Consider the following 21,680-nt stretch of genomic DNA (forward strand, 5'->3'; position numbering starts at 1 on the left):
GATGGCTACTCCTGTTTTTCATCCCCTGGTAGGATGTAATTCGCACCTTCCCAAGGGGACATGAAATCGAATTGCCGGTATTCCTGCACTAGGCTAACCGGTTCGTATACGACACGCTTTTCAGCCTCGTCATAGCGAACCTCGGTATAGCCCGTCGTCGGGAAATCCTTACGCAGCGGATAGCCGCGGAAACCATAGTCAGTCAGGATCCGCCGCAGGTCGGGGTGACCCGAGAACAGGATGCCGAACATGTCGAACACCTCACGTTCGAACCAGTTGGCCGAGGGGTGAATATCCACGATTGAAGGCACCATATCCTCTTCGCGCACCGAAACCCGCAGGCGAATGCGCTGGTTCTGATACATCGACAAGAAGTGATAAACCACATCGAACCGCTTGGCCCGCTCGGGGTAATCGACGCCGGTGATATCAACCAGAGACGAGAATTTGCAGTTCTGGTCCGTCCGCAGGAACTCCACGAATTCCACAAGGTTCGACGGGGCCACATCCACGTTCAGTTCGCCATGGGTCACATCCCAGAACAGAACACAATCGGCCCGCTTCAGCTCAAGCTGCGCGCCGAGTTCTTTGAGCGCGTCACTCATCGCGTCCCTCCTGAAGAACTTCGTCATAAAACGTTGCTTCGGCATCGTATGACTTGAAAAACTTCGCCATAAAATCAGGCATGACCGTCTTTTCGGCGTTTTGGCCAGCGTAAGCCACAATAGCCGCCATATCGCGCCATTTTGTCAGCACGACGATGTGGCAAGGGTCCTGCTCGCGTCTGACCAAGAAGGAAACTGACAGGAACCCGTTCAGGGTGCGCATTCCGGGCAAAGCACGGGTACGAAATGTCTCAACCCAGCCCGGAACATCCTCCCGAGCGACAACGGCTTCCCAGCGCCTGACGACAGCAGCACTCATCGGACAATAGTCCCCGTGCGGCGAATTTTGCGTTGCAGCTGCATCAGGCCGTACAGCAGCGCCTCGGCGGTCGGGGGGCAACCGGGCACGTAGATATCCACGGGCACGATCCGGTCACAGCCGCGCACGACAGAATAGGAATAGTGGTAGTACCCGCCCCCATTGGCGCAGGACCCCATCGAGATGACATAACGCGGCTCGGGCATCTGGTCATAGACCTTGCGCAGCGCAGGGGCCATCTTGTTGGTCAGCGTCCCGGCCACGATCATCACGTCGGACTGACGCGGTGAGGCGCGCGGCGCGATACCAAAACGTTCCGCATCGTAGCGCGGCATCGAGGTATGCATCATCTCAACCGCACAGCAAGCCAAACCGAATGTCATCCAGTGCAAAGACCCGGTACGCGCCCAGTTGATGATGTCCTCGGTCGAGGTCAGCAGAAAACCCTTGTCCTGCAATTCCGCATTCAGGGCCTGGGTGGCGACTTCTTTATCGACGCCGGCGGTGTTTGCGCCCGTCATCACTCCCATTCCAAGGCCCCTTTCTTCCATTCATAGGCAAAGCCAATGGTCAGAACGCCCAAAAACACCATCATGGACCAGAAGCCCACATCGCTGATGTCTTTGAAGCCGACGGCCCAAGGGAACAGGAAGGCGATTTCGAGATCGAAGATGATGAACAGAATCGAGACCAGATAGAACCGGACATCGAACTTCATCCGCGCATCGTCAAAGGCGTTGAAGCCACATTCATATGCGCTGACCTTTTCAGGGTCGGGATTGCGGACAGCCAAAACCACAGCGGCCAGAATCAGGACGATCCCAAGGCCTACGGCAACGGCCAGAAACACCAGAATCGGGAGGTACTCCCGCAGCAGGTCTTCCACGAATAGCTCCTTTCCTGCGCATACCCTCAAAAGGTGCGCCGTCAATTGGCGAGTTGACTGGACATTCTCTATCCCTGCGGGGTCAGAGGGTCAACCGAACACAAACGCGCAGGGCATGAAATATCCGCTTGCCAATACGGGTTGGTTCACCACGGCGATTCCCGACCCCGCTGGCTTGGGACTATCGGCTAAACCTTATCAATCCATGCAGCTTTTCGTTTCTCGAAAAAGGCGGCGATTCCCTCCTGCGCTTCATCGGTTTCCCACCGGTCCACCAAGGCGCGGATGGTCTGGTCGATCACGGTGTCGTCAATCCGCGGTCCCAGATCACGCACCAGCGCCTTGGCCGAGGCGACCGCGCCAGGCGCACAGGACAGATAGGGGGCAACTTCGGCCTCAACCGCATCGGCCAGATCATCTACCGAGGCGGTCTTGGCCAACAGCCCAAGCTGAACGGCTTCGGCGGCATCGAACAGGCGCGCCGACATGAAGACGCGTCGTGCGCGCGCCGCGCCCATACGGGAGATTACATAAGGGCCAATGGTGGCCGGGATCAGACCCAACCGGGTTTCGGTCAGCCCCATCTTCAGCGTATCAACTCCAATGGCGACATCGCAGACCGAGGCCAGCCCCACCCCGCCTCCGAATGCGTTTCCCTGCACCAAGCCGATCAACGGTTTGGGCATCGTGTTCAAGGCCTGCAACATCTCGGCCAGTTTGCGTGCTTCAACGAAACGGGTTGCGGGGTCAGCCGCCATCTGCGCCTGCATCCAGCCCAGATCACCTCCGGCGCAGAAGCTTTTGCCCGCGCCGGTCAAAACGACCACCCGAACTGCGTCGTCGGCCCCCAACTGCGCAGCCGCCTGCGTCAGTTCGGAAATCATTTGCGCCGACATGGCATTGTGTTTTTCTGGGCGGCTCAGCGTCAGAGTGGCAACACAACGCGCATCCGACGTAACCGAGATCGTTTCGAACATCCCTCACTCCGCCCGCATGGCGCGCGCCATCTGCGCGGCTTCTTCTACTGTGGCCATGTCAATGCCCGTCTCATACCCCAATCGTTCCAGATGAGCGACAACCGCTTCGGTCGCGACATTGCCAGCCGCCCCCGGCGCATAAGGGCACCCTCCCAGACCGCCGACCGCCGAATCGAATGTCCGCACACCAAGCGCCAGAGCTGCGTCGATATTGTCGATGGCACGTCCTGTGGTGTCATGAAAATGCCCCGACAAACGCGTCACAGGCACCCGTTCGCGCACGGCCAGAAGCATATGAGCGATTGTGTCAGGCGTCCCCTGCCCGATCGTGTCGCCCAGCGAGATCTCATAGCAGCCCAGCGCGAACAATGTGTCGGCCACCTCGGCCACCTTTTCGGGCGAGGTCGGACCGTCATAGGGGCAGTCGGTCACGCAGGACACATAGCCCCGCACCGGCAGGTCGATATGGCGCGCGGCCTCAAGGATCGGGGTGAAGCGTTCGATGGATTCTGCAATCGTCGCGTTGATATTGGCCTTCGAGAACCCCTCGGACGCCGAGGCAAACACTGCAATCTCATCCGCTTTAGCGGCCAACGCGTCCTCATATCCACGCATATTCGGTGTCAGCGCAGCATAGCGGATTCCATCGGCCCGGCTGATCCCGGCCAGCACCTCGGCACTACCTGCCATGTGCGGCACCCATTTGGGCGAGACAAAGCTGGCCACCTCGATCCGGTTGAACCCGGCGCGGCTGAGGCAATCCACCAGAGCGATCTTTTCCGCTACCGGGATTTCCCGCTGTTCATTCTGCAGCCCGTCGCGCGGCCCCACTTCGAATATCTCGACCCGATCGCCCATCTTACTCCTCCGCTAAGCTGTTGATCCAACTGTGCCACGGCTAAGGCGGCAGGAACAGGTCATTCCTCCTCCAGCCGGACCAGCGCGGCCCCGGCCTCGACCTGAGCGCCCGCCTCGACCAGCACTTCGGCCACGACGCCATCGCGGGCTGCCAGCAACGAATGCTCCATCTTCATAGCCTCAAGGATGGCCAACCGGTCGCCCTCGGCCACAGCTTGCCCAGCCTGCGCAAAGACCGCCTTGACCAGACCGGGCATAGGGGCCTCGATCACATTGGTGTCGCCGGTGGCGCTGGTATCGCGGTCCAGCGGATCGATCTGATCGAACACCTGACCATACGTCTCGAACACAGTGATCCGAGAGCCCGCAACCGATACAGACGGTATCGCTTCGCCATCGATCACCCAGCCTCCGGGGCCACGTTCAGCCACTAAAGTATCGTTGCCGATGTGCCAAACCTGCCGGTTCGGAACTTCGACCTGCACATCCAGATCAATCACATCATCCGCCATAAGCTGAACGGCACGATGCAGAGGCGCCCAAAGCGAGAACCCAGTTTCCTCGGATGTGTCCACCAAACCCGCAGCGGTCATGGCCGCCGCAACTGCAGCACGCGTTGAGGTTGCGGAGGTCTGAACCAACCCATCCAGATCACGCCCGATCAGCCCGGTATCCACATCACCCGACGCGAACCCCTGATGGCGCGTCAGCGCGCCAAGAAAGGCAAGGTTGGTTACAGTGCCCGCGACCTCAGTCTGACGCAACGCACGGTGTAACTGTTCCAGCGCAATGTCGCGCGTAGGGCCGTGGACGATGACTTTTGCGATCATTGGGTCATACCAAGGACTGATCGTATCCCCTGCCCGCACACCGCTGTCCGCCCGGCAGAGTGCCGGGAAGTGCAGATGCGTCAACGTTCCTGTCGCAGGCAGAAAGCCTTTGGGCACGTCCTCGGCATACAGCCGCGCCTCGAACGCGTGACCCGAGATAGAAAGGTCACTCTGCTGTTTCGGCAGCGTCTCGCCCGCGGCCACGCGCAACTGCCATTCCACCAGATCAACCCCGGTAATCGCCTCGGTCACAGGATGTTCCACCTGCAAGCGCGTGTTCATCTCCATGAACCAAAACCGATCCGGCCGCAGCCCGTCCGAGGCATCAACGATGAATTCAACCGTACCCGCGCCCTTGTAGCCAATCGCCTCGGCGGCGCGTACACCGGCCTGCCCCATCGCTTCGCGCATTTCAGCCGTCATACCGGGTGCCGGAGCCTCTTCGATCACCTTCTGGTGGCGCCGCTGCAACGAGCAATCGCGTTCGAACAGATGAACCGCATGGGTGCCGTCGCCGAAAACCTGCACCTCGATATGGCGCGGTTTGGAGACGAATTTCTCGACCAGAACGGCGTCGTTGCCAAAGGCCGTGCGCGCCTCGCCTCGCGCACTGTGCAGCGCGTCTGCGAAATCTTCGGCACGTTCAACCAGCCGCATACCCTTTCCGCCGCCACCTGCAACAGCTTTGATGAGAACAGGGTAGCCGATTGTGTCCGCGGCACCGGCCAAATGCTCCGGGTCCTGATTGTCGCCATGATAGCCCGGCACCACAGGCACGCCCGCCTGTTCCATCAAGACTTTGGCAGCATCCTTGAGGCCCATCTTGCGGATCGCATCCGCCGAAGGCCCGATGAAGGTAAGGCCTGCCGCCTCGACCGCATCGACGAAATCGGGGTTCTCGGACAGAAACCCGTATCCCGGATGGATCGCCTGCGCTCCGGTGTCGAGCGCCGCCTGAATGATCGTGTCGCCCTTCAGATAACTCTCCGCCGGGGCCGCACCACCGATATGCACTGTCTCGTCCGCCATCTGCACATGCTTGGCCGAGGCGTCCACATCAGAATAGACCGCAACGCAGGCCACACCCATCTTCTGGGCGGTCTCGATCACCCGACAAGCAATCTCACCCCGGTTGGCAATCAGGATTTTGGTGAACATGACTTACCCCTCAACCGTCAGATCTTCGACCAACCGGAACCGCTCGCAGAGCAGCTCCATCTCGGGCTCGAACCCGCCATTTCGTTTAAAGTACCGGCGGTGATCTTCGCGCCACCCCTCAAGCGTCTCATTCTCGCCTTCGGCCAACGCAAACTCCTCGGTCACATCGCAATAGCGGCAGATCGAAACTTCGACCGTTTCGATGACCAAAGCGGGGCGATCATCCCAATCCAGAGCAATATCGCGCCGTCCCACAACCGGAGTGTCCGCGCTGCCCTCAGGATAGTCTCGCAACGCACCGCAGGTCGCGGTTTTCTTTCCTGCGCGCACCAACGCCAACAACTCGGCGCTCAGCGTTGGGTTGTCTCCAAACTTGAAGGTCTGCGCACCGGGGTAGCGGGATTTCAGTTTTTCCAGATCGACCATTTTACATCCTGAACACGCCAAAGCGTGTCTCCTCGATCGGAGCATTCAACGCCGCACTCAGCGACAAGGCCAACACATCGCGCGATTTGCGCGGGTCGATGATGCCGTCATCCCAAAGCCGCGCCGAGGCATAGAGTGGATGCGATTGCTCTTCGAACATGTCCAAGGTTGGGCGTTTGAATTCGGCCTCTTCCTCGGCCGACCAGGTGCCGCCCTGCCGCTCGATCCCATCGCGCTTGACGGTGGCCAGAACGCCCGCAGCCTGCTCCCCGCCCATCACGGAAATCCGGGAATTCGGCCAGGTCCACAGAAAACGCGGCTGATACGCCCGCCCGGCCATGCCGTAGTTCCCCGCGCCGAACGAGCCTCCCACCAACATTGTGACCTTCGGCACCGAGGTCGTCGCCACCGCCGTCACCATCTTGGCCCCGTGCCGCGCGATGCCCTCGTTCTCGTATTTGCGGCCGACCATAAACCCGGTAATGTTCTGCAGGAACACCAGCGGGATGCGACGCTGAGAACACAGCTCGACAAAATGCGCGCCCTTCTGCGCCGCCTCGGAAAACAGCACGCCGTTATTGGCGATGATCCCAACTGGGCAGCCTTTAACATAAGCAAAGCCGGTTACCAGCGTTTCCCCGAAGCGCGGCTTGAACTCATCGAAGCGCGAGCCATCGACCAGCCGCGCAATCACCTCGCGGATGTCATAGGGCGTGCGCAGATCGGCGGGGACAACACCAAGGATTTCCTCGGGGTCATAGGCCGGGTCCTCGGGGCTGGCCCAATCCACCGTCTGCGGTTTGCGCAGGTTCAGCGAGCCTACGGCGCGGCGCGCCAAAGCCAGTGCATGCGCATCATCCTCGGCCAGATAGTCCGCCACGCCGGACAGACGCGTATGTACGTCACCACCGCCCAGATCCTCGGCGCTGACCACCTCGCCCGTTGCGGCCTTGACCAGAGGCGGACCGGCCAGAAAGATCGTGCCCTGTTCCTTGACGATGATCGTCACATCCGACATCGCGGGCACATAAGCCCCACCCGCCGTACACGACCCCATCACCACGGCGATCTGAGCAATCCCCTTGGCGCTCATCCGAGCCTGATTGTAGAAGATGCGGCCAAAGTGATCGCGGTCGGGGAACACCTCATCCTGATTGGGCAGGTTCGCGCCGCCGCTATCGACCAGATAGATGCAGGGCAGATGGTTTTCCTCGGCAATCTCCTGTGCCCGCAGGTGTTTCTTGACGCTCATTGGATAGTAGGTGCCGCCCTTCACGGTGGCATCGTTGCACACCACCATGACCTCACGCCCCTGCACTCGGCCTATCCCCGCTATCATCCCAGCACAGGGCGCGGCGTCGCCATACATCCCATGCGCCGCCGTTGCGCCGATTTCCAGAAACGGCGACCCCGCGTCCAGCAAATTCGCCACTCGGCGTCTGGGGAGCATCTTGCCCCGGGACACATGCCGCGCGCGGGATTTCTCACCCCCGCCCATGCGAGCCGCTTCGGCAGCAGCTGAGATGTGCGCCAGAGCGTCGAGATGGGCGGTGCGGTTTGCCTTGTAGCCCTCAGAGGTAGGTATGGCTTTGGATACTAGCTTCATTGGTCGTTACCTTCCGGTTTAGATAGCCCAGCCCACCTAGCCAACCTGCGAGCCTCCACCCATCGAAGCCCCGACGCTTTCACGTGACACCTAGTCAGGATGTCACCGTTTTCCCCGCCTGAGGTGCAATCGCTTGCCCCAACCTTTGCGCGTGATCGGGATGGAACGTTTAGGTAGTTCTGGGCTTCCGCCTCATTCACAGCAGGAATCTCATTCGGGAGATCTGCAAGTATTTCATGCGATCGTATTTCTAGGTGCCTGACAAACGCATTCTTGCAAGAAATTCGCGTCTCTAAAGAGGGTGGATAGTAGCAATGCCTAACTCCCCACTCAAAGCACTTGGTATCCATATGCATCTGAGTGATTGGGGCGCCCCTCGACAAAGCCGAACATCCGTCAAGCCATGGAAGAGCATCAATGTATTGGGATTCCGTACTCTGCGCACTCGCTTTTGATGCAAAGCACAAAGTAACTAAAAATAGGCTGACTAGTTTCATACAGCTGTCTCCCCAGCAGCCCGCGCCTTCAATTCCTTCCGGATAACCTTTCCCGTCACCGTCATCGGTAATTCCTCCAGAAACGCCACCTCGCGCGGGTAGGAATACTGCGCCAGACGAGCCTTGACCCACTCCTGCAGCTCTGTGCCCGACGCTTCGGCCCCTGGCTTCAACACCACATAGGCCTTGACGATCTCGGTCCGCAGCTTGTCGGGCTTGCCGACCACGCCCACGGTCGCCACTGCCGGGTGGGTCAGCAGGCAATCCTCGATTTCGGCGGGGCCGATCCGGTATCCGGCCGACGTAATCACGTCATCATCGCGCCCCACGAAGCGCAGATAGTCACCCACCCACACGCCACGGTCGCCGGTGATCAGCCAGTCGCCACGATACTTCTCAGCTGTTGCCTCAGGCCGGTTCCAGTATTCCAAGAGCATCGAGGCCGAGCCGCGCCGGATGGCCACGTCGCCCTCGTCGCTGGTCGGATTGCCAGCCTCGTCGATCACCGCAACCTCATGCCCCGGAACAGGTTTGCCGATACAGCCGGGACGCACCGGGAAATCCTCGGCGCAGGAGGACACGACCATGTTGCATTCGGTCTGCCCATAGAATTCGTTGATCGTCAAACCGAACGCCTGCTGCCCCCAAGACAACATCTCGGCCCCCAGTGGCTCACCGCCCGAGGCGACCGAACGCAGACCGGGAATGGCCTGATCCGCCGCTTTCAACATCCGCAGCGCGGTGGGCGGAAAGAAAACGTTGCGCACCCCGCCGCGCGCGACCACATCGGCGCAGGCCTCGGGCGTGAACTTCTCAAGCCGCGCAGCGACCACCGGAATGCCCAGCGCCAGACCTGGCATCAGCACGTCAAACAGCCCACCGATCCACGCCCAGTCGGCGGGGGTCCACAGGCAATCGCCGTCGCGCAGATGGTTATGGCTGATCGACACGCCGGGCAGATGGCCGGTCAGCACCCGATGCCCGTGCAGCGCGCCCTTGGGGCTGCCAGTGGTGCCCGAGGTATAGATCAGCACCGCCGGATCCTCGGGGCCGGTATCGGCAAAGGGTAGCGTCTGATCCGACGGCGCGATTTGGTCGACACGCAGCGGATCCGCCAACCCACTCAGCAGCGTCTGCCCCTCGGCATCCGTCAGCGCAACTTGCACCCCGGCGTCGCCCGCGCGTGACGCCAGCGCATCGTGTTGGAACAGCTTGAACAAAGGCACCGAGATCGCGCCCAGTTTCCAGATCGCCAGATGCGCCGCCGCACACCAAGACGACTGACTAAGCAATACACCGACCCGATCACCGGGCCTGATCCGTTGTTGCAACACCTGCCCAATGCCATCCGTCATCCGCGCAAGATCCCGGAACGTTATGTCCTTTCGCGCATCGCGTGTCAGATCAACGACTGCAACCTGATCATGCGGCTGCGCCAGACATTGCGCCGCCATATTGAGTCGGTCTGGCACATCCCAGCCACCCACACCCAGCATACCTGGTATGTTTCTAGCGGGACACATGGCTTGAACCTCCTGATTCAAAAATATTTTTCCTCTTCGCGCGCACCCCAACTGTCACAGAAACTTGACACAGATCAGAGTTGGCAGGGGTCGGTTGATGCAAAACCGAAGCATCAAAACATTCAGAGGCCATGACATGACCAAAAAACTCGCCGCTTTGACACTTTCCACTGCGCTTGTGGCGCTTGCTTCTCCTGTTCTTGCTCAGAACCAGGGTGACTGGACCGTTGGTATCGGTGCGGGGTATCTGGAGCCCAAATCCGATAACGGTACGCTGGCCGGGCTGGACGCCGAAGTCGATTCCGACGTCAGCGCAATCTTCACCGTTGAATACTTTGTCCGCGACAATCTGGGCATCGAGCTGCTGGCTGCAACCCCGTTCAGCCATGAAGTCACGCTGGGGGGCAGCGTCGACGCAGGCAGCCTCAAACATCTGCCGCCCACCCTGTCGTTGAACTACCACTTCGACACAGGCACCGCCTGGAAACCCTATGTCGGTGCCGGCATCAACTACACGATCTTCTTTGATGAAAGCTCTGCCTTGGGCGATCTTGAGCTGGACAACTCGGTCGGCCTCGCGTTGCAAGCCGGTCTGGACTACGCCATCACCGAACAAGGTGCCGTACGTCTGAACGTGCGCTGGTTCGACATCGACTCGGACGTGTCGCTTGATGGTGCCGATATCGGCGAAGCCGAGATCGACCCCTGGCTGATTGGCGTTTCCTACGTCCATCGTTTCTGATCCAACACTTCTGCGCCCCGCATCCTGTTGCGGGGCGTTTTTCGTCACGACATCTCACTCATCAACTCGCGGCCAATCAGCATCCTGCGGATTTCGCTGGTGCCTGCACCGATCTCCATCAGCTTCGCATCGCGGAAAATCCGGCTGACGGCAGAATCCGACAGGAACCCGGCCCCGCCCATCGCCTGTACAGCCTGATGCGCCTGTGTCATCGCGGCCTCGGACGCATAGAGGCAACATGCCGCCGCGTCCTGCCGCGTTACATCACCCCGATCACAGGCTTTCGCGACTTCGTAGACATAAGCCCGCGCCGAATTCATGGCCGTATACATATCGGCGATCTTGCCCTGCATCAGCTGGAACGACCCGATAGGTTTGCCGAATTGCTTGCGCTCGGCCAGATAGGGCATGATCTCATCAAGACAGGCAGCCATGATACCGGTGCCGATCCCGGCCAGCACCACGCGTTCATAATCCAGACCCGACATCAAAACCGCGACGCCCTTGCCCTCCTCGCCCAACACGTTTTCGAACGGAACCTCGACATCTTCAAAGATCAGCTCGGCCGTGTTTGACCCACGCATCCCTAGCTTGTCGAAATGCGGGGATGTCGAAAACCCGGTCATCTCTTTCTCGATCAAAAAAGCGGTGATTCCGCGCGATCCCGCCTCCGGGTCGGTTTTGGCATAGACGACCAGAGTATCCGCGTCCGGCCCATTGGTGATCCAGTATTTGCTGCCATTCAGTCGGTAATGGTCGTTGCGTTTTTCGGCGCGCAGCTTCATTGACACAACATCCGATCCGGCTCCGGCCTCGGACATGGCCAGCGCGCCAACATGTTCACCCGAGACAAGTCGCGGCAGGTATTTTGCTTTCTGTTCGTCCGTCCCATTCAGCTTGATCTGGTTGACGCATAGATTTGAATGCGCCCCATATGACAACGAAACCGAGGCCGAAGCCCGCGCCACCTCTTCAACTGCGACGGTATGGGCCAGATAGGACATCCCCGCTCCGCCATATTCCTCGGGTACGGTAATACCCAACATCCCCAGATCACCCATCTCGCGCCATAAGTCATTGGGAAAGGCGTTGGATTTGTCGACCTCGGCAGCCTTCGGTTTGACCCGCTCCTGCGCCCAGCGATGAACCATCTCCCGCAGGGCATTCACATCTTCACCCAGATCGAACTGCATTGTGGCCGTGAACATCCCCGACTTCCTCCAACTGGATTAATGAACACTCGTTCAAATAATTTGACACGGACAAGCGCGGACGTCAAGAACCTGGCGCAATCACTCAAAAAAACCTCGGATTCAGAGTATCTTCACGATTTCAACACATTGTCGTCCCGACGCTGAGCCAATAGGGTCTCGCCGACATGCGTTGAGTCGAAAATCATTTAGAAAGCAGATCCCATGGCCCCGACGAATGTGATTATTAACGGAGATTTCAGCAGCGGCCGCTCGAACTGGTCGGGCACCGACGTGGAAATCAACCCTGAGTTTGCCTTCCTTGGAAATGGTTCAAGGAATCTGGTTTCAGAATTGGATGGCCGCTCGGGTTTCACCACCGTTTTGGAACAGACGTTTACGCTGGACGATGCGCATTCGGGTATTTTGGAATTCGATACAGCATTGCGCACAGCCTCGCTGGGTAACGCGGGCACCGATGGGTTCACGGTCGAAATCGTGGACAGCGACGGCGTCGTGATTTCAACCATGACCGTTCTGCCAACTGAGGCCAGCTTCACAACAATCATCATAGACGTCGATTTCCCCGAGGCGGGTGACTACACGCTGCGATTCACCGAAATCGGCGTAGATGACAGCCTTGGCGCGATTGTCGACAACATCTCGCTTCTGATCTGTTTCTGTCAGGGAACGCTGATCGACACAGAACATGGCGAAATCCCCGTCGAACAGTTGAAGGCCGGCGATCTGGTGATGACGCAATCGGGGGCCAAAGCTTTGAAATGGGTCGGGCGGCGACATGCTTCCAAGGCCGAGATGACGGCTGAACCCAAGCTGCTTCCGATCCGCATTGCCAAAGGTGCGCTTGGACAAGGGATGCCGCATACGGATTTGTTGGTGTCACGACAGCACCGGATGCAGGCCTCGTCGCCCGTGGCAGAACGTATGTTTGGCGCGCGCGAGGTTCTGATCTCAGCCATTCGGCTGACCGCCCTGCCAGAGGTAGAAGTCGAGGCGCAGGCGTGTGCGACGACTTATTTCCATCTGCTTTTCGATGACCATGAAATTGTATTTGCGAACGGTGCCCCCAGTGAAAGCATGTTGCTGTCGCCGATGTCTCTGTCAGCCCTATCTGCCGAGGCGTTGGAGGAGCTCCACCTGCTGTTCCCGGGCCTGACAGCCGTCACCCCGTCAACCTCGCAGCAGACCATCCCGCAGATCAAACAGCAAAAACGGTTTGTCGAGCGTCTGGGTAAAAACAACAAACACCCGCTGGACCAGCGCGCGCATTAGCGCTGGTCAGGATTGATAGACCGCGCCAACCTCGGCCCGGATGATCCGCGCAATAAGGTGGCAATCTTCCAGCGAGAATGTCAGCGGCACCCGCATATCCATGATCCCCGCCAGCACCCGGTCACTGGCAGGCAAAGGCGCACTATCCGCATAGCGCCAACTGTCGTATCGCGAGGTAAAACCAGTGGGCTCGGCCCCACCGAACCACTTCAACTCGACCCCACGCGCAGCACAGCGGTGGATCACCTCGGCGATACGCTCGGGCGACCAATCCAGCAAGAGGAATTGAATGGATGAGCCCACATAGGTCTCACCTTCGGGCCGTTCGACAATAGTTAGGCCGGGCGTGTCGCGCAGACCATCTTCGATCTCACCATAGCGTTCGTTCCAGCGCGAAACCTGCTGGTCCAGATCCCGCAGTTGAGGCCGCAGGATCGCCGCCCGCAGGTTATCCATCCTGCCCGAGACATTGGGGGTGTTATATTTGATCCGCTCAAACACCTCTGGCCCCGGTGCGGCCAGATGACGTTCGTACAGCATATACGAGCCCGACAACATCGTCGCCTTCGCTGCAAGTTCCTCATCATCGGTGACCAGCAAGCCGCCCTCACCCGAGTTCACATGCTTGTAGGTCTGGCAGGAATAACACCCAATGGCCCCCTGCCGCCCCGACAATTGCCCGCGCCACGCTGCCCCCATCGTATGGGCGCAGTCCTCGATCACGATCACTCCTGCGGCGTCGCACATCTGCATCAGCCGGTCCATGTCGCACAGATGCCCGCGCATATGGCTGAGCATCAGCACTCGCGCCTGATCCAGCTTGGCTTCAAGATCGTCCAGATCAACCACCAACCCTTCGGTCACGCCCACGAACACAGGCCTCGCCCCGACCGAGGCGATTGATCCCGGCACCGGCGCCAGCGTGAAAGCATTGGTCAGCACCGGATCACCCGGCTGCACGCCGACTGCGCGCAGGGCGGTGGCCAGCGCATATCCGCCCGAGGATACCGCCAGACAGTATTTCGCCCCCATCTGCGCCGCGAATTCCTGCTCCAGCAGCGCGGTTTCGCCCAGTTCTCCGGGCACCACGTTATATCGGTGCAACCGCCCATGGCGCAGTACAGCGAGCGCGGCCTCGACCGCCTCTTCGGGGATGGGTTCCTGCTGGGTGAAGCTGCCAGTGAATATCTCGGTCATGGCTCTGTTCTGGTCCTCACGCCCGCTTGGGTCAAGAGACTAAGCCGCCGCACCGATCAACCCCTCGACCACGCGGGGCAGATCATCGAAATGATGCAGCAACGCCTCGGGCTCCAGCGCGGCCATGTCGTCACCAGACGGGCCGAATGTGACCAGAACCGACGGCACACCCGCCGCCTTTGCCGTGTTCCGGTCGGTATCGGAGTCGCCGATCAGAACACACAGGTCGGGATGACCACCTGCCCGCCGCGCAGCCTCGCGCAGCGGTTCGGGGTCGGGTTTGCGCACGGGCAACGTATCCGCCCCGACCAGAGCGGCGAACTGATCCCGCACTCCCATCTGTGACAGCAACTGATGCGCCAGCGCCTCGGGCTTGTTGGTGCAGATGCCCACGCCGTAACCGGCCGCTTTCAGCGCCTCAACCGCGTCCAACGCGCCGGGATAGAAGGTGGTATGGGTGTCGATGGCCTGCGCGTAGGCCTCCAGCAACATCGGGTAATAGTCCGAAATGGTCTGCTCTTCGAATGCTCCAACGCGCTTTAACCCGTGGGTCAACATCATCCGGCCACCCCGCAGCGCGACGCCCGCGTCCTGCCCGTGGATCAGCACGTCGCCATGGCCCATATGACGAAAACAATGGTTCGCGGCCTCTAGCAGATCGCCGGATGTATCCGCCAAAGTTCCATCCAGATCGAAGATTACGGTACGCATAAAGCCTCCTGCCTCGGCGGGTTTTCGCCACGTCGTGTTGCAAACGGCAATCTAGTTTGATGCCCGAACCGCTTGCGCCTTTGCCCCCAGCGGATAAAACGGTCGCCAACAAAACACAAAGAGAAAACGAATTCATGAGCACCGCCCTTGTCATCCTCGCCGCCGGAAAAGGCACCCGGATGAATTCGGATATCCCCAAAGTTCTGCATCCCATCGCGCAAACCCCGATGCTGGTCCATGCCATGCGCGCAGGGGCCGTGCTGTCGCCCGAGCGCACCGTGATCGTCACCGGCCATGGGTCCGAGGCCGTTGCCAAGGTCGCCACAGCCGAGGATGAGGCCGCGCAGATCGCCGAGCAGGAAGAGCAGTTGGGCACCGCCCATGCCGTCGCCCAGGCCCGCCCCGCGCTGGAGGGGTTCGAAGGCGACGTGGTTATCCTTTACGGTGACACGCCGTTTCTGCAGCCCGACACGCTGGAACGCATGATCGAGGCACGCGCACAGAATGATTTGGTCATTCTGGGGTTCGAGGCCGCCGATCCCGCCCGCTATGGCCGTCTGGTCATGCACGGAGACACGCTGGAACGGATCGTAGAATACAAGGACGCCTCGGATGAGGAACGCGCGATAAGTTTCTGTAACTCTGGGCTTTTGGCCTGTGACGCACTAACCTTGCTCTCGTTGATCGACGCGGTAGGCAATGACAACGCGTCCGAGGAATACTACCTGACTGACGTGGTCGAGATCGCCCGCAGCCGGGATCTGAAAGTCACCGCTGTTGCCTGTGACGAGGCGCAGACGCTAGGCGTCAACTCGCGTGCTGATCTGGCCGCTGCTGATGCGGTATTCCAGGCTCGCGCCCGCGCAGACCTGCTGGATCTGGGCGTAACCTTGATGGCTCCGGAAACCGTCTATCTGGCCGCCGATACGATCATCGGAAGGGACACGGTGATCGAGCCCAACGTGGTCTTTGGCCCCGGTGTCACCGTCGAAAGTGGCGCGACGATCCGGGCGTTTTCGCATCTGGAAGGCTGCCATGTCAGCCGCGGAGCTATCGTCGGCCCCTATGCCCGCCTGCGCCCCGGCACTGAACTGGCCGAGAACACGCGCATCGGGAATTTCGTCGAAATCAAGAATGCCGAGGTCGCCGAAGGGGCTAAGGTCAACCACCTCAGCTATATCGGGGATGCCTCTGTTGGTGCGGCAACAAATATCGGAGCGGGTACGATCACCTGCAACTATGACGGGGTGATGAAGCACAAGACCACGATTGGTGAGAATGTGTTCATCGGATCAAACACCATGCTGGTTGCCCCCGTGACCTTGGGTGACGGCGCGATGACGGCGACCGGCACGGTGGTCACGCGCGACGTCGAGCCCGACGCTCTGGCTGTAGCACGGGCCAAGCAGGACAACAAACCCGGCTATGCGCGCAAACTTTTTGACATGCTCAAGGCGAAAAAGGCTCGCCGCGATAAAGGAGCCTGACCCATGTGTGGTATCGTAGGCGTTTTGGGCGAACACGAGGTTGCCCCCATTCTGGTCGAGGCGCTGAAGCGTCTTGAATATCGCGGCTATGACAGCGCCGGGATTGCGACCGTGAACAACGGCGCGTTAGGACGCAGACGGGCCGTAGGCAAGCTGGTGAACCTTAGCGATTTGCTGGTACATGACCCCCTGCCCGGGAAGTCGGGTATCGGCCATACCCGCTGGGCCACACACGGCGTACCCTCGGTGACCAATGCGCACCCGCATCAGGCGGGCCCCGTGGCCGTGGTGCATAACGGGATCGTCGAGAACTACCGCGAGCTGCGCGCCGAATTGGCCGAGCATGGGGTGGGTTTCGTAACCGAAACTGACACCGAAACCGTCGCCCTCATGGCCGAGCATTTCCTGAATACGGGCCTGTCGCCGGTTGACGCCGCATTCAAAACCATCGACCGGCTTGAGGGTGCTTTTGCGCTAGCGTTCCTTTTCGACGGTCAGGACGATTTGATCGTGGCGGCGCGCAAGGGCTCTCCGCTGGCCGTCGGTCACGGGGATGGCGAGATGTACGTAGGCTCAGATGCCATCGCACTGGCCCCGCTAACCGACCGCATCACCTATCTAGAAGAGGGTGACCGCGCGGTGCTGACCCGCACCTCGCTGGAGATCCGCAACGAAACCGGTGAGTTGGTCAATCGGGAAGTCCGCCAGATCAAGATCAACCAGTCCCGCGCCGACAAGGGCGGCCATAAGCATTTCATGGCCAAGGAAATCGCCGAACAACCCGTTGTCGTGGCCGAGGCGATCCGGTCCTATCTGCGCACGGGCGGGGACGAGATCACCCTGCCCGGCGATCTGGACTTCACCAAGCTGGACCGTCTGACCATGGTCGCCTGCGGCACCGCTTTCTACGCCTGTCTGACCGCGAAATACTGGTTCGAGCAACTGGCCAAGATCCCCGTCGAGGTCGATATCGCCAGCGAGTTCCGTTATCGCGAACCGCCCATTCCCGGTCGCACAGCAGCCTTGTTCGTCAGCCAGTCGGGCGAGACAGCCGACACGCTGGCCGCGCTGCGCTATTGCGAGGGCAAAGCCGACAAGATCGTCTCGGTGGTCAATGTTCCCGAAAGTTCAATCGCGCGGGAAAGCGACATCGCGCTGCCCATCCACGCTGGGGTCGAGATCGGCGTGGCATCGACCAAAGCCTTCACCTGCCAGCTCAGCGTGCTGCTGATGCTGGCGCTGAAAGCGGCCGCTGATCGCGGCACTCTGACGCCCAAGCAACTGGCTGATCACGCCGCCGCCTTGCGTGGCCTGCCATCAGTGCTGAACACAGCGCTGGAGCAAAACGATGCCATCCGCGCCGCTGCCCAACGTCTGTCCGAGGCGCGCGACGTTCTGTTTCTGGGTCGCGGCCTCATGTTCCCACTGGCAATGGAAGGCGCGCTTAAACTAAAAGAAATCAGCTATATACACGCCGAAGGTTACGCATCGGGTGAGCTGAAACATGGGCCCATCGCCTTGATCGACAAGCATATGCCCGTGGTGGTAATGGCCCCGCGCGATGCGATTTTCGACAAGACGGTGTCGAACATGCAAGAGGTGATGGCACGTAAAGGCAAGGTGATCCTCGTTTCCGACGATGACGGCATCGCCGAGGCCAAGGACGGGGTTCAAAGCACTATTCGCATGCCCCATATCCATCCCAGCCTTGCACCGATCCTCTATTCGGTTCCGGCGCAGTTGCTGGCCTATCACACGGCGGTCGCAAAGGGCACCGATGTGGATCAGCCGCGCAATCTGGCGAAATCCGTCACGGTCGAATGATGCAAGCCGCCGTCTATATGGACCAGATCAAGGCGCACGCGGATGCCGAGCGCGCTCAGCAGGCCGCCGCCTATCACAAGGTGGACCGCGCTTATCTGGGAGTGCCCAATCCGGTTCTGAATGATCTGACCAAAAGCTGGCGGCAAGAGCTGGATGTGTCGGACCGCGTCGCTCTGTCAGATGCGCTTTGGCAGACGAATATTCACGAGGCGCGCATCGCCTCCGCCAAGCTGCTGACGCAGGCACGCATCCGGCCAGATGAAGCGGCATGGGATCTGCTGCAAAGCTGGCTGCCCGATTTCGACGCCTGGGCCGTTGCCGACCACGCCTGTATGGCAATGCAGAAACGCCTGTCCGCCGATCCTGCGCGGTTGGATCAGGTCGAACGCTGGACGACATCCGAGCACATGTGGACCCGTCGCGCGGCTTTGGTCGCTACCCTGCCTTGGACCAAACATAACCATCCCAAACCAGACGACCTGAAACACCGGGATCGGATTCTGGGCTGGGCTGCGGGCTATGTGCCTGACCGTGATTGGTTCATCCAGAAATCTATCGCGTGGTGGCTGCGCGAATTGTCCAAGCACGACGCACCGCGCGTCATCGCCTTTTTGCAAACGCATGGCCTGGCGATGAAACCCTTTGCCCGCCGCGAAGCAGGCAAGTACCTGAAAGATCAGTTGGAGTAGACTTCTAGCTCGACCAGTTCATCAAAGGGCAACAACAGCTCTCGCATCGCGTCCAGCGACAGGCGGCTCCCCCCGCCTTCGGGCCCCGGTGCGGGAACCAGCGTGATATAAGCCTGCGCGCCAGTACGGGGTACAAGCACCCGCCCGGTAAATTCCGTCTCGACCAGAGGTGTCTGCATCCAGCGCCCCGGCGTCGTCGGATCGCCCAAGCTGGCAATCGTGGTCTTGGCCCCAATCCAACCGGCAGCGGTTGCTGGGGCCGGTTCGGGTTCGGCAACCTCTTCAACCACAGCCTCTTCGGGCTCGGGTGCGGCAGCCGGTTCACCCCGGTTGAACACTCGATCCGTGGTCGATCGGACTGCATCGCACCCCGCGACCAGAATACAGCATAGCAAAAGCGCATATCTCATGCCCAAACCCTACTGCCGTGCGCGCATCTGTACCAGCGCAAAGCACAGTTCGCCCTTGTCGCAGGGCGGGTGGCGCTTTACCTATGTCGCATGACTGCTCCACTTATCGACCCGTTCGCTCGCGCCATCACCTATCTCCGCGTCTCCGTCACGGACCGCTGCGATTTCCGCTGTGTCTACTGCATGTCCGAGGACATGAAGTTCCTGCCCAAAAAGGACCTGCTGACGCTGGAAGAGCTGGACCGCATGTGTTCGACCTTTGTGAACATGGGCGTAGAAAAGTTACGGATCACCGGGGGCGAGCCGTTGGTACGCCGCAATATCATGACGTTTTTTAACGCCATGACCCGGCATCTGGACAGCGGCGCGTTGAAAGAGCTGACGCTGACCACCAACGGATCACAACTGCATCGCTTTGCCGATGACCTCTACGCCGCTGGCGTACGGCGGGTGAATATCTCGCTGGATACGCTGGACGAGGACAAATTCGCTCAGATCACCCGCTGGGGACGTCTCAAGCAAGTTCTGAACGGAATTGATGCGGCGCAAAAGGCCGGGTTGCGGATCAAAATCAATGCGGTTGCGTTGAAAGGCTTCAACGAAGAAGAGCTCCCCACGATCACAAAATGGTGTGCCGAACGCGACATGGACCTGACCTGGATCGAAGTGATGCCCATGGGGGATATCGGCAACGAAGACCGGTTGGACCAATACTGGTCACTGAAAGATGTGCGCAAGGAATACGAAAACCACTACACAGTGTCCGACCTGGCCGAACGCACCGGTGGACCCGCGCGCTATGTCCGTCTGGAAGAGACAGGCCAAAAGATCGGCTTCATCACGCCACTGTCGCACAATTTCTGCGAAAGCTGCAATCGCGTGCGCCTGACCTGCACCGGTGAGCTGTATATGTGCCTCGGGCAAGAGGATATGGCAGACCTGCGCGGTGCGCTGCGCGACCATCCCGACACCGAGCAACCGCTGGAAGAGGCGATCCGAGCCGCAATCGACCTCAAGCCCAGGGGGCATGATTTCGACTATTCCCGCCAGTCGGTGGATGGCAAAATGAGCCGCCACATGAGCCACACAGGCGGCTGACATGGCCGCCCCTTCTGGCCGACCGACGCTGCTTTACCATTTGTATTGCGGCCTGACTGCTGTGGCGGCCCCTTTCGTATGGCGCGCGGTGCGCAAGAAACTTCTGGCGGCAGAAGTCCCAACCCTGCGCCAACATGAGCGACTGGGTCACGCCAGCCAACCGCGCCCCAAAGGCCAACTCATCTGGTTTCACGCCGCCAGTGTGGGCGAGACTCTGTCGGTCATCACTCTGATCAAACGTCTGGGCGAAAGGCTGCCAGATGCCAGCTTCCTGATCACCTCAGGAACACCCACATCGGCGGCGCTCATCGAAAAGCGTATGCCGCCCCGGACGCGCCATCAATACCCGCCCTTGGACGCAGCTGGCCCGGTCCGGCGCTTTCTGAACCACTGGCGACCCGATGCTGCCATCTTTGTCGAAAGCGAAATCTGGCCGCGGCTTATCACCGAAACCCACAATCGCGACACACCTCTGGCGCTGCTGAATGCACGACTTTCAGATCGATCGGTTGAGGGGTGGAAAAAACGGCCCCAAACAGCGCGTTTCCTTCTGGACCAATTCACCCTTTTCCTGACCCAAAACGACAAAACCGCCCGTAACCTGATTGCCATGGGTGCCCCAGAAACCCGCGTGAAACCGGGCACGAACCTCAAAGCGATGTCCGACCCGCTACCGGTGGACCGCACCACACTTGAGGAAATTCGAACCCAAATCAGTGACCGCCCCATCTGGATCGCCAGTTCGACCCACGCCGGAGAAGAGGAAACCGTACTGTCGGCCCATGCCGAACTGCTGAACCGCTGGCCCGACCTGCTGCTCTTCTTGATCCCTCGCCACCCCGAGCGTCGAGGCGACGTCGCCGCGCTGATCCAACAGTCTCACCTAACGGCAGCCTTCCGCTCTGCGTCGCAACCCATTGCGCAGGATGCACAAATCTATGTCGCCGACACGCTGGGTGAAACCGGCACCTGGTATGCGCTCTGCCCTATTGTGTTCCTCGGCGGGTCCCTCAGGGAAATCGGTGGCCATAATCCGTTCGAACCTGCCCAAGCTGGCGCAGCCGTGATCACCGGTCCCGGCTATTTCAACTTCGCCGAGACCTTCGCCCCTCTGATCGAAACAGGTGGCGCAACCGAGGTACGAACAGCACCAGAGTTAACGAAGGCTGTGACCCAATGGCTGTCTGATCCAACCAAACTGAACGCAGCCCGCGAAGCTGCGAAAACCTGCGTAAACTCTCAAAAAAACGCACTGGACGACATCGTCGAAACACTTTGCGCCCAGCTTAACCTGAAACGTCAGGATCCCACTTCATCTGGCTAAAAATATCCCGGGGGCGTGGGGCCAGAGCCC

Annotated in this window: 21 protein-coding genes; 7 read left to right on the plus strand and 14 right to left on the minus strand. The window is 60.0% G+C overall.

The annotated features are described in order from the left end of the window. Positions 1-5 precede the first annotated feature (5 nt). From ACR0CA_RS06655 to ACR0CA_RS06700, 10 genes are all read right to left on the minus strand, one after another. Positions 6-605, minus strand: coding sequence for an NADH-quinone oxidoreductase subunit C (locus ACR0CA_RS06655; protein ID WP_480875241.1), 600 nt, complete (start codon positions 603-605; stop codon positions 6-8). Further along, a complete protein-coding gene (locus ACR0CA_RS06660) occupies positions 598-924 on the minus strand; it encodes an antibiotic biosynthesis monooxygenase (protein WP_170769266.1) in 327 nt (108 codons plus the stop codon). Before ACR0CA_RS06660 ends, ACR0CA_RS06655 begins: the two co-directional genes overlap by 8 nt. Continuing rightward, positions 921-1,454: a NuoB/complex I 20 kDa subunit family protein gene (locus tag ACR0CA_RS06665; protein WP_037307875.1), complete on the minus strand. Its 534-nt coding sequence runs from the start codon at positions 1,452-1,454 to the stop codon at positions 921-923. The genes ACR0CA_RS06660 and ACR0CA_RS06665 overlap by 4 nt, the downstream gene beginning before the upstream one ends. Continuing rightward, positions 1,445-1,810: an NADH-quinone oxidoreductase subunit A gene (locus ACR0CA_RS06670; RefSeq protein WP_050602775.1), complete on the minus strand. Its 366-nt coding sequence runs from the start codon at positions 1,808-1,810 to the stop codon at positions 1,445-1,447. The genes ACR0CA_RS06665 and ACR0CA_RS06670 overlap by 10 nt, the downstream gene beginning before the upstream one ends. Positions 1,811-1,998: 188 nt before the next feature. Next, complete coding sequence (locus tag ACR0CA_RS06675; RefSeq protein WP_480897862.1) at positions 1,999-2,787, minus strand: crotonase/enoyl-CoA hydratase family protein; 789 nt, start codon at positions 2,785-2,787, stop codon at positions 1,999-2,001. A gap of 3 nt (positions 2,788-2,790) precedes the next feature. Continuing rightward, positions 2,791-3,645, minus strand: a complete 855-nt coding sequence (locus tag ACR0CA_RS06680) for a hydroxymethylglutaryl-CoA lyase (RefSeq protein WP_480897863.1) — start codon at positions 3,643-3,645, stop codon at positions 2,791-2,793. A gap of 59 nt (positions 3,646-3,704) precedes the next feature. Then, positions 3,705-5,633, minus strand: coding sequence for an acetyl/propionyl/methylcrotonyl-CoA carboxylase subunit alpha (locus ACR0CA_RS06685; protein ID WP_480897865.1), 1,929 nt, complete (start codon positions 5,631-5,633; stop codon positions 3,705-3,707). Between the two features lie 3 nt (positions 5,634-5,636). Continuing rightward, positions 5,637-6,059 (minus strand): ASCH domain-containing protein, encoded by a 423-nt coding sequence (locus ACR0CA_RS06690; RefSeq protein ID WP_480897867.1) that lies wholly within the window; start codon positions 6,057-6,059, stop codon positions 5,637-5,639. 1 nt (position 6,060) lies between these two features. Continuing rightward, the gene (locus tag ACR0CA_RS06695; RefSeq protein ID WP_480897868.1) at positions 6,061-7,665 is read right to left on the minus strand and encodes a carboxyl transferase domain-containing protein; all 1,605 of its coding nucleotides are present in this window, start codon (positions 7,663-7,665) and stop codon (positions 6,061-6,063) included. Between the two features lie 493 nt (positions 7,666-8,158). Beyond that, positions 8,159-9,685, minus strand: a complete 1,527-nt coding sequence (locus ACR0CA_RS06700; protein WP_480897870.1) for an AMP-binding protein — start codon at positions 9,683-9,685, stop codon at positions 8,159-8,161. Between the two features lie 136 nt (positions 9,686-9,821). Between ACR0CA_RS06700 and ACR0CA_RS06705 the strand changes: the two genes are divergently transcribed. Beyond that, a complete protein-coding gene (locus ACR0CA_RS06705) occupies positions 9,822-10,427 on the plus strand; it encodes an OmpW/AlkL family protein (RefSeq protein WP_170769258.1) in 606 nt (201 codons plus the stop codon). 44 nt (positions 10,428-10,471) lie between these two features. On the opposite strand, the gene ACR0CA_RS06710 is transcribed toward ACR0CA_RS06705, so the two are convergent. Further along, a complete protein-coding gene (locus ACR0CA_RS06710; RefSeq protein WP_170769257.1) occupies positions 10,472-11,635 on the minus strand; it encodes an isovaleryl-CoA dehydrogenase in 1,164 nt (387 codons plus the stop codon). Between the two features lie 207 nt (positions 11,636-11,842). Here ACR0CA_RS06710 and ACR0CA_RS06715 point away from each other — a divergent pair, with 207 nt between their 5' ends. Next, a complete protein-coding gene (locus ACR0CA_RS06715; RefSeq protein ID WP_480897871.1) occupies positions 11,843-12,910 on the plus strand; it encodes a Hint domain-containing protein in 1,068 nt (355 codons plus the stop codon). Positions 12,911-12,916: 6 nt separating this feature from the next. Here the strand turns inward: ACR0CA_RS06715 and ACR0CA_RS06720 are convergent, their stop codons facing one another. Together ACR0CA_RS06720 and ACR0CA_RS06725 are read right to left on the minus strand one after the other, a co-directional pair. Continuing rightward, entirely contained in the window at positions 12,917-14,107 is a 1,191-nt protein-coding gene (locus ACR0CA_RS06720; RefSeq protein WP_480897873.1) for a DegT/DnrJ/EryC1/StrS family aminotransferase, read from the minus strand. Between the two features lie 39 nt (positions 14,108-14,146). Continuing rightward, the gene (locus ACR0CA_RS06725; RefSeq protein WP_170352600.1) at positions 14,147-14,818 is read right to left on the minus strand and encodes an HAD-IA family hydrolase; all 672 of its coding nucleotides are present in this window, start codon (positions 14,816-14,818) and stop codon (positions 14,147-14,149) included. Between the two features lie 134 nt (positions 14,819-14,952). On the opposite strand from ACR0CA_RS06725, the gene glmU reads away from it, so the two are divergent. From glmU to ACR0CA_RS06740, 3 genes are read left to right on the plus strand one after another with little or no spacing between them, the layout of a single operon-like run. Then, complete coding sequence (gene glmU, locus ACR0CA_RS06730) at positions 14,953-16,305, plus strand: bifunctional UDP-N-acetylglucosamine diphosphorylase/glucosamine-1-phosphate N-acetyltransferase GlmU (protein WP_480897875.1); 1,353 nt, start codon at positions 14,953-14,955, stop codon at positions 16,303-16,305. Positions 16,306-16,308: 3 nt separating this feature from the next. Further along, positions 16,309-18,129, plus strand: a complete 1,821-nt coding sequence (glmS, locus tag ACR0CA_RS06735) for a glutamine--fructose-6-phosphate transaminase (isomerizing) (protein WP_480897877.1) — start codon at positions 16,309-16,311, stop codon at positions 18,127-18,129. Further along, positions 18,129-18,818 carry a DNA alkylation repair protein gene (locus tag ACR0CA_RS06740; RefSeq protein WP_480897885.1) on the plus strand — a complete coding sequence of 230 codons (690 nt, stop codon included), beginning with the start codon at positions 18,129-18,131 and terminating at the stop codon, positions 18,816-18,818. Before glmS ends, ACR0CA_RS06740 begins: the two co-directional genes overlap by 1 nt. Here the strand turns inward: ACR0CA_RS06740 and ACR0CA_RS06745 are convergent. After that, positions 18,806-19,228 carry a hypothetical protein gene (locus ACR0CA_RS06745; RefSeq protein ID WP_170788357.1) on the minus strand — a complete coding sequence of 141 codons (423 nt, stop codon included), beginning with the start codon at positions 19,226-19,228 and terminating at the stop codon, positions 18,806-18,808. The two genes, ACR0CA_RS06740 and ACR0CA_RS06745, sit on opposite strands and share 13 nt — an antisense overlap. Positions 19,229-19,318: 90 nt before the next feature. On the opposite strand from ACR0CA_RS06745, the gene moaA reads away from it, so the two are divergent. Further along, positions 19,319-20,326 carry a GTP 3',8-cyclase MoaA gene (gene moaA, locus ACR0CA_RS06750; RefSeq protein ID WP_170788356.1) on the plus strand — a complete coding sequence of 336 codons (1,008 nt, stop codon included), beginning with the start codon at positions 19,319-19,321 and terminating at the stop codon, positions 20,324-20,326. A 1-nt stretch (position 20,327) separates the two neighbouring features. Continuing rightward, positions 20,328-21,650 (plus strand): 3-deoxy-D-manno-octulosonic acid transferase, encoded by a 1,323-nt coding sequence (locus ACR0CA_RS06755; RefSeq protein ID WP_480897879.1) that lies wholly within the window; start codon positions 20,328-20,330, stop codon positions 21,648-21,650. Positions 21,651-21,680 lie beyond the last annotated feature (30 nt).

The organism is Ruegeria sp. F12, from assembly GCF_056533885.1.

Excerpts from the sequence above, each read along its gene's own strand:
- ACR0CA_RS06725 (WP_170352600.1), bottom strand. The coding sequence starts at position 14,818 with ATGCGTACCGTAATCTTCGATCTGGATGGAACTTTGGCGGATACATCC.
- ACR0CA_RS06655 (WP_480875241.1), bottom strand. The coding sequence starts at position 605 with ATGAGTGACGCGCTCAAAGAACTCGGCGCGCAGCTTGAGCTGAAGCGG.
- ACR0CA_RS06685 (WP_480897865.1), bottom strand. The coding sequence starts at position 5,633 with ATGTTCACCAAAATCCTGATTGCCAACCGGGGTGAGATTGCTTGTCGG.
- ACR0CA_RS06660 (WP_170769266.1), bottom strand. The coding sequence starts at position 924 with ATGAGTGCTGCTGTCGTCAGGCGCTGGGAAGCCGTTGTCGCTCGGGAG.
- ACR0CA_RS06740 (WP_480897885.1), top strand. The coding sequence starts at position 18,129 with ATGCAAGCCGCCGTCTATATGGACCAGATCAAGGCGCACGCGGATGCC.
- ACR0CA_RS06745 (WP_170788357.1), bottom strand. The coding sequence starts at position 19,228 with ATGAGATATGCGCTTTTGCTATGCTGTATTCTGGTCGCGGGGTGCGAT.
- ACR0CA_RS06680 (WP_480897863.1), bottom strand. The coding sequence starts at position 3,645 with ATGGGCGATCGGGTCGAGATATTCGAAGTGGGGCCGCGCGACGGGCTG.
- ACR0CA_RS06710 (WP_170769257.1), bottom strand. The coding sequence starts at position 11,635 with ATGTTCACGGCCACAATGCAGTTCGATCTGGGTGAAGATGTGAATGCC.
- ACR0CA_RS06720 (WP_480897873.1), bottom strand. The coding sequence starts at position 14,107 with ATGACCGAGATATTCACTGGCAGCTTCACCCAGCAGGAACCCATCCCC.
- moaA (WP_170788356.1), top strand. The coding sequence starts at position 19,319 with ATGACTGCTCCACTTATCGACCCGTTCGCTCGCGCCATCACCTATCTC.
- ACR0CA_RS06705 (WP_170769258.1), top strand. The coding sequence starts at position 9,822 with ATGACCAAAAAACTCGCCGCTTTGACACTTTCCACTGCGCTTGTGGCG.
- ACR0CA_RS06675 (WP_480897862.1), bottom strand. The coding sequence starts at position 2,787 with ATGTTCGAAACGATCTCGGTTACGTCGGATGCGCGTTGTGTTGCCACT.
- glmU (WP_480897875.1), top strand. The coding sequence starts at position 14,953 with ATGAGCACCGCCCTTGTCATCCTCGCCGCCGGAAAAGGCACCCGGATG.
- ACR0CA_RS06690 (WP_480897867.1), bottom strand. The coding sequence starts at position 6,059 with ATGGTCGATCTGGAAAAACTGAAATCCCGCTACCCCGGTGCGCAGACC.
- ACR0CA_RS06700 (WP_480897870.1), bottom strand. The coding sequence starts at position 9,685 with ATGTGTCCCGCTAGAAACATACCAGGTATGCTGGGTGTGGGTGGCTGG.
- ACR0CA_RS06695 (WP_480897868.1), bottom strand. The coding sequence starts at position 7,665 with ATGAAGCTAGTATCCAAAGCCATACCTACCTCTGAGGGCTACAAGGCA.
- ACR0CA_RS06665 (WP_037307875.1), bottom strand. The coding sequence starts at position 1,454 with ATGGGAGTGATGACGGGCGCAAACACCGCCGGCGTCGATAAAGAAGTC.
- glmS (WP_480897877.1), top strand. The coding sequence starts at position 16,309 with ATGTGTGGTATCGTAGGCGTTTTGGGCGAACACGAGGTTGCCCCCATT.
- ACR0CA_RS06715 (WP_480897871.1), top strand. The coding sequence starts at position 11,843 with ATGGCCCCGACGAATGTGATTATTAACGGAGATTTCAGCAGCGGCCGC.
- ACR0CA_RS06755 (WP_480897879.1), top strand. The coding sequence starts at position 20,328 with ATGGCCGCCCCTTCTGGCCGACCGACGCTGCTTTACCATTTGTATTGC.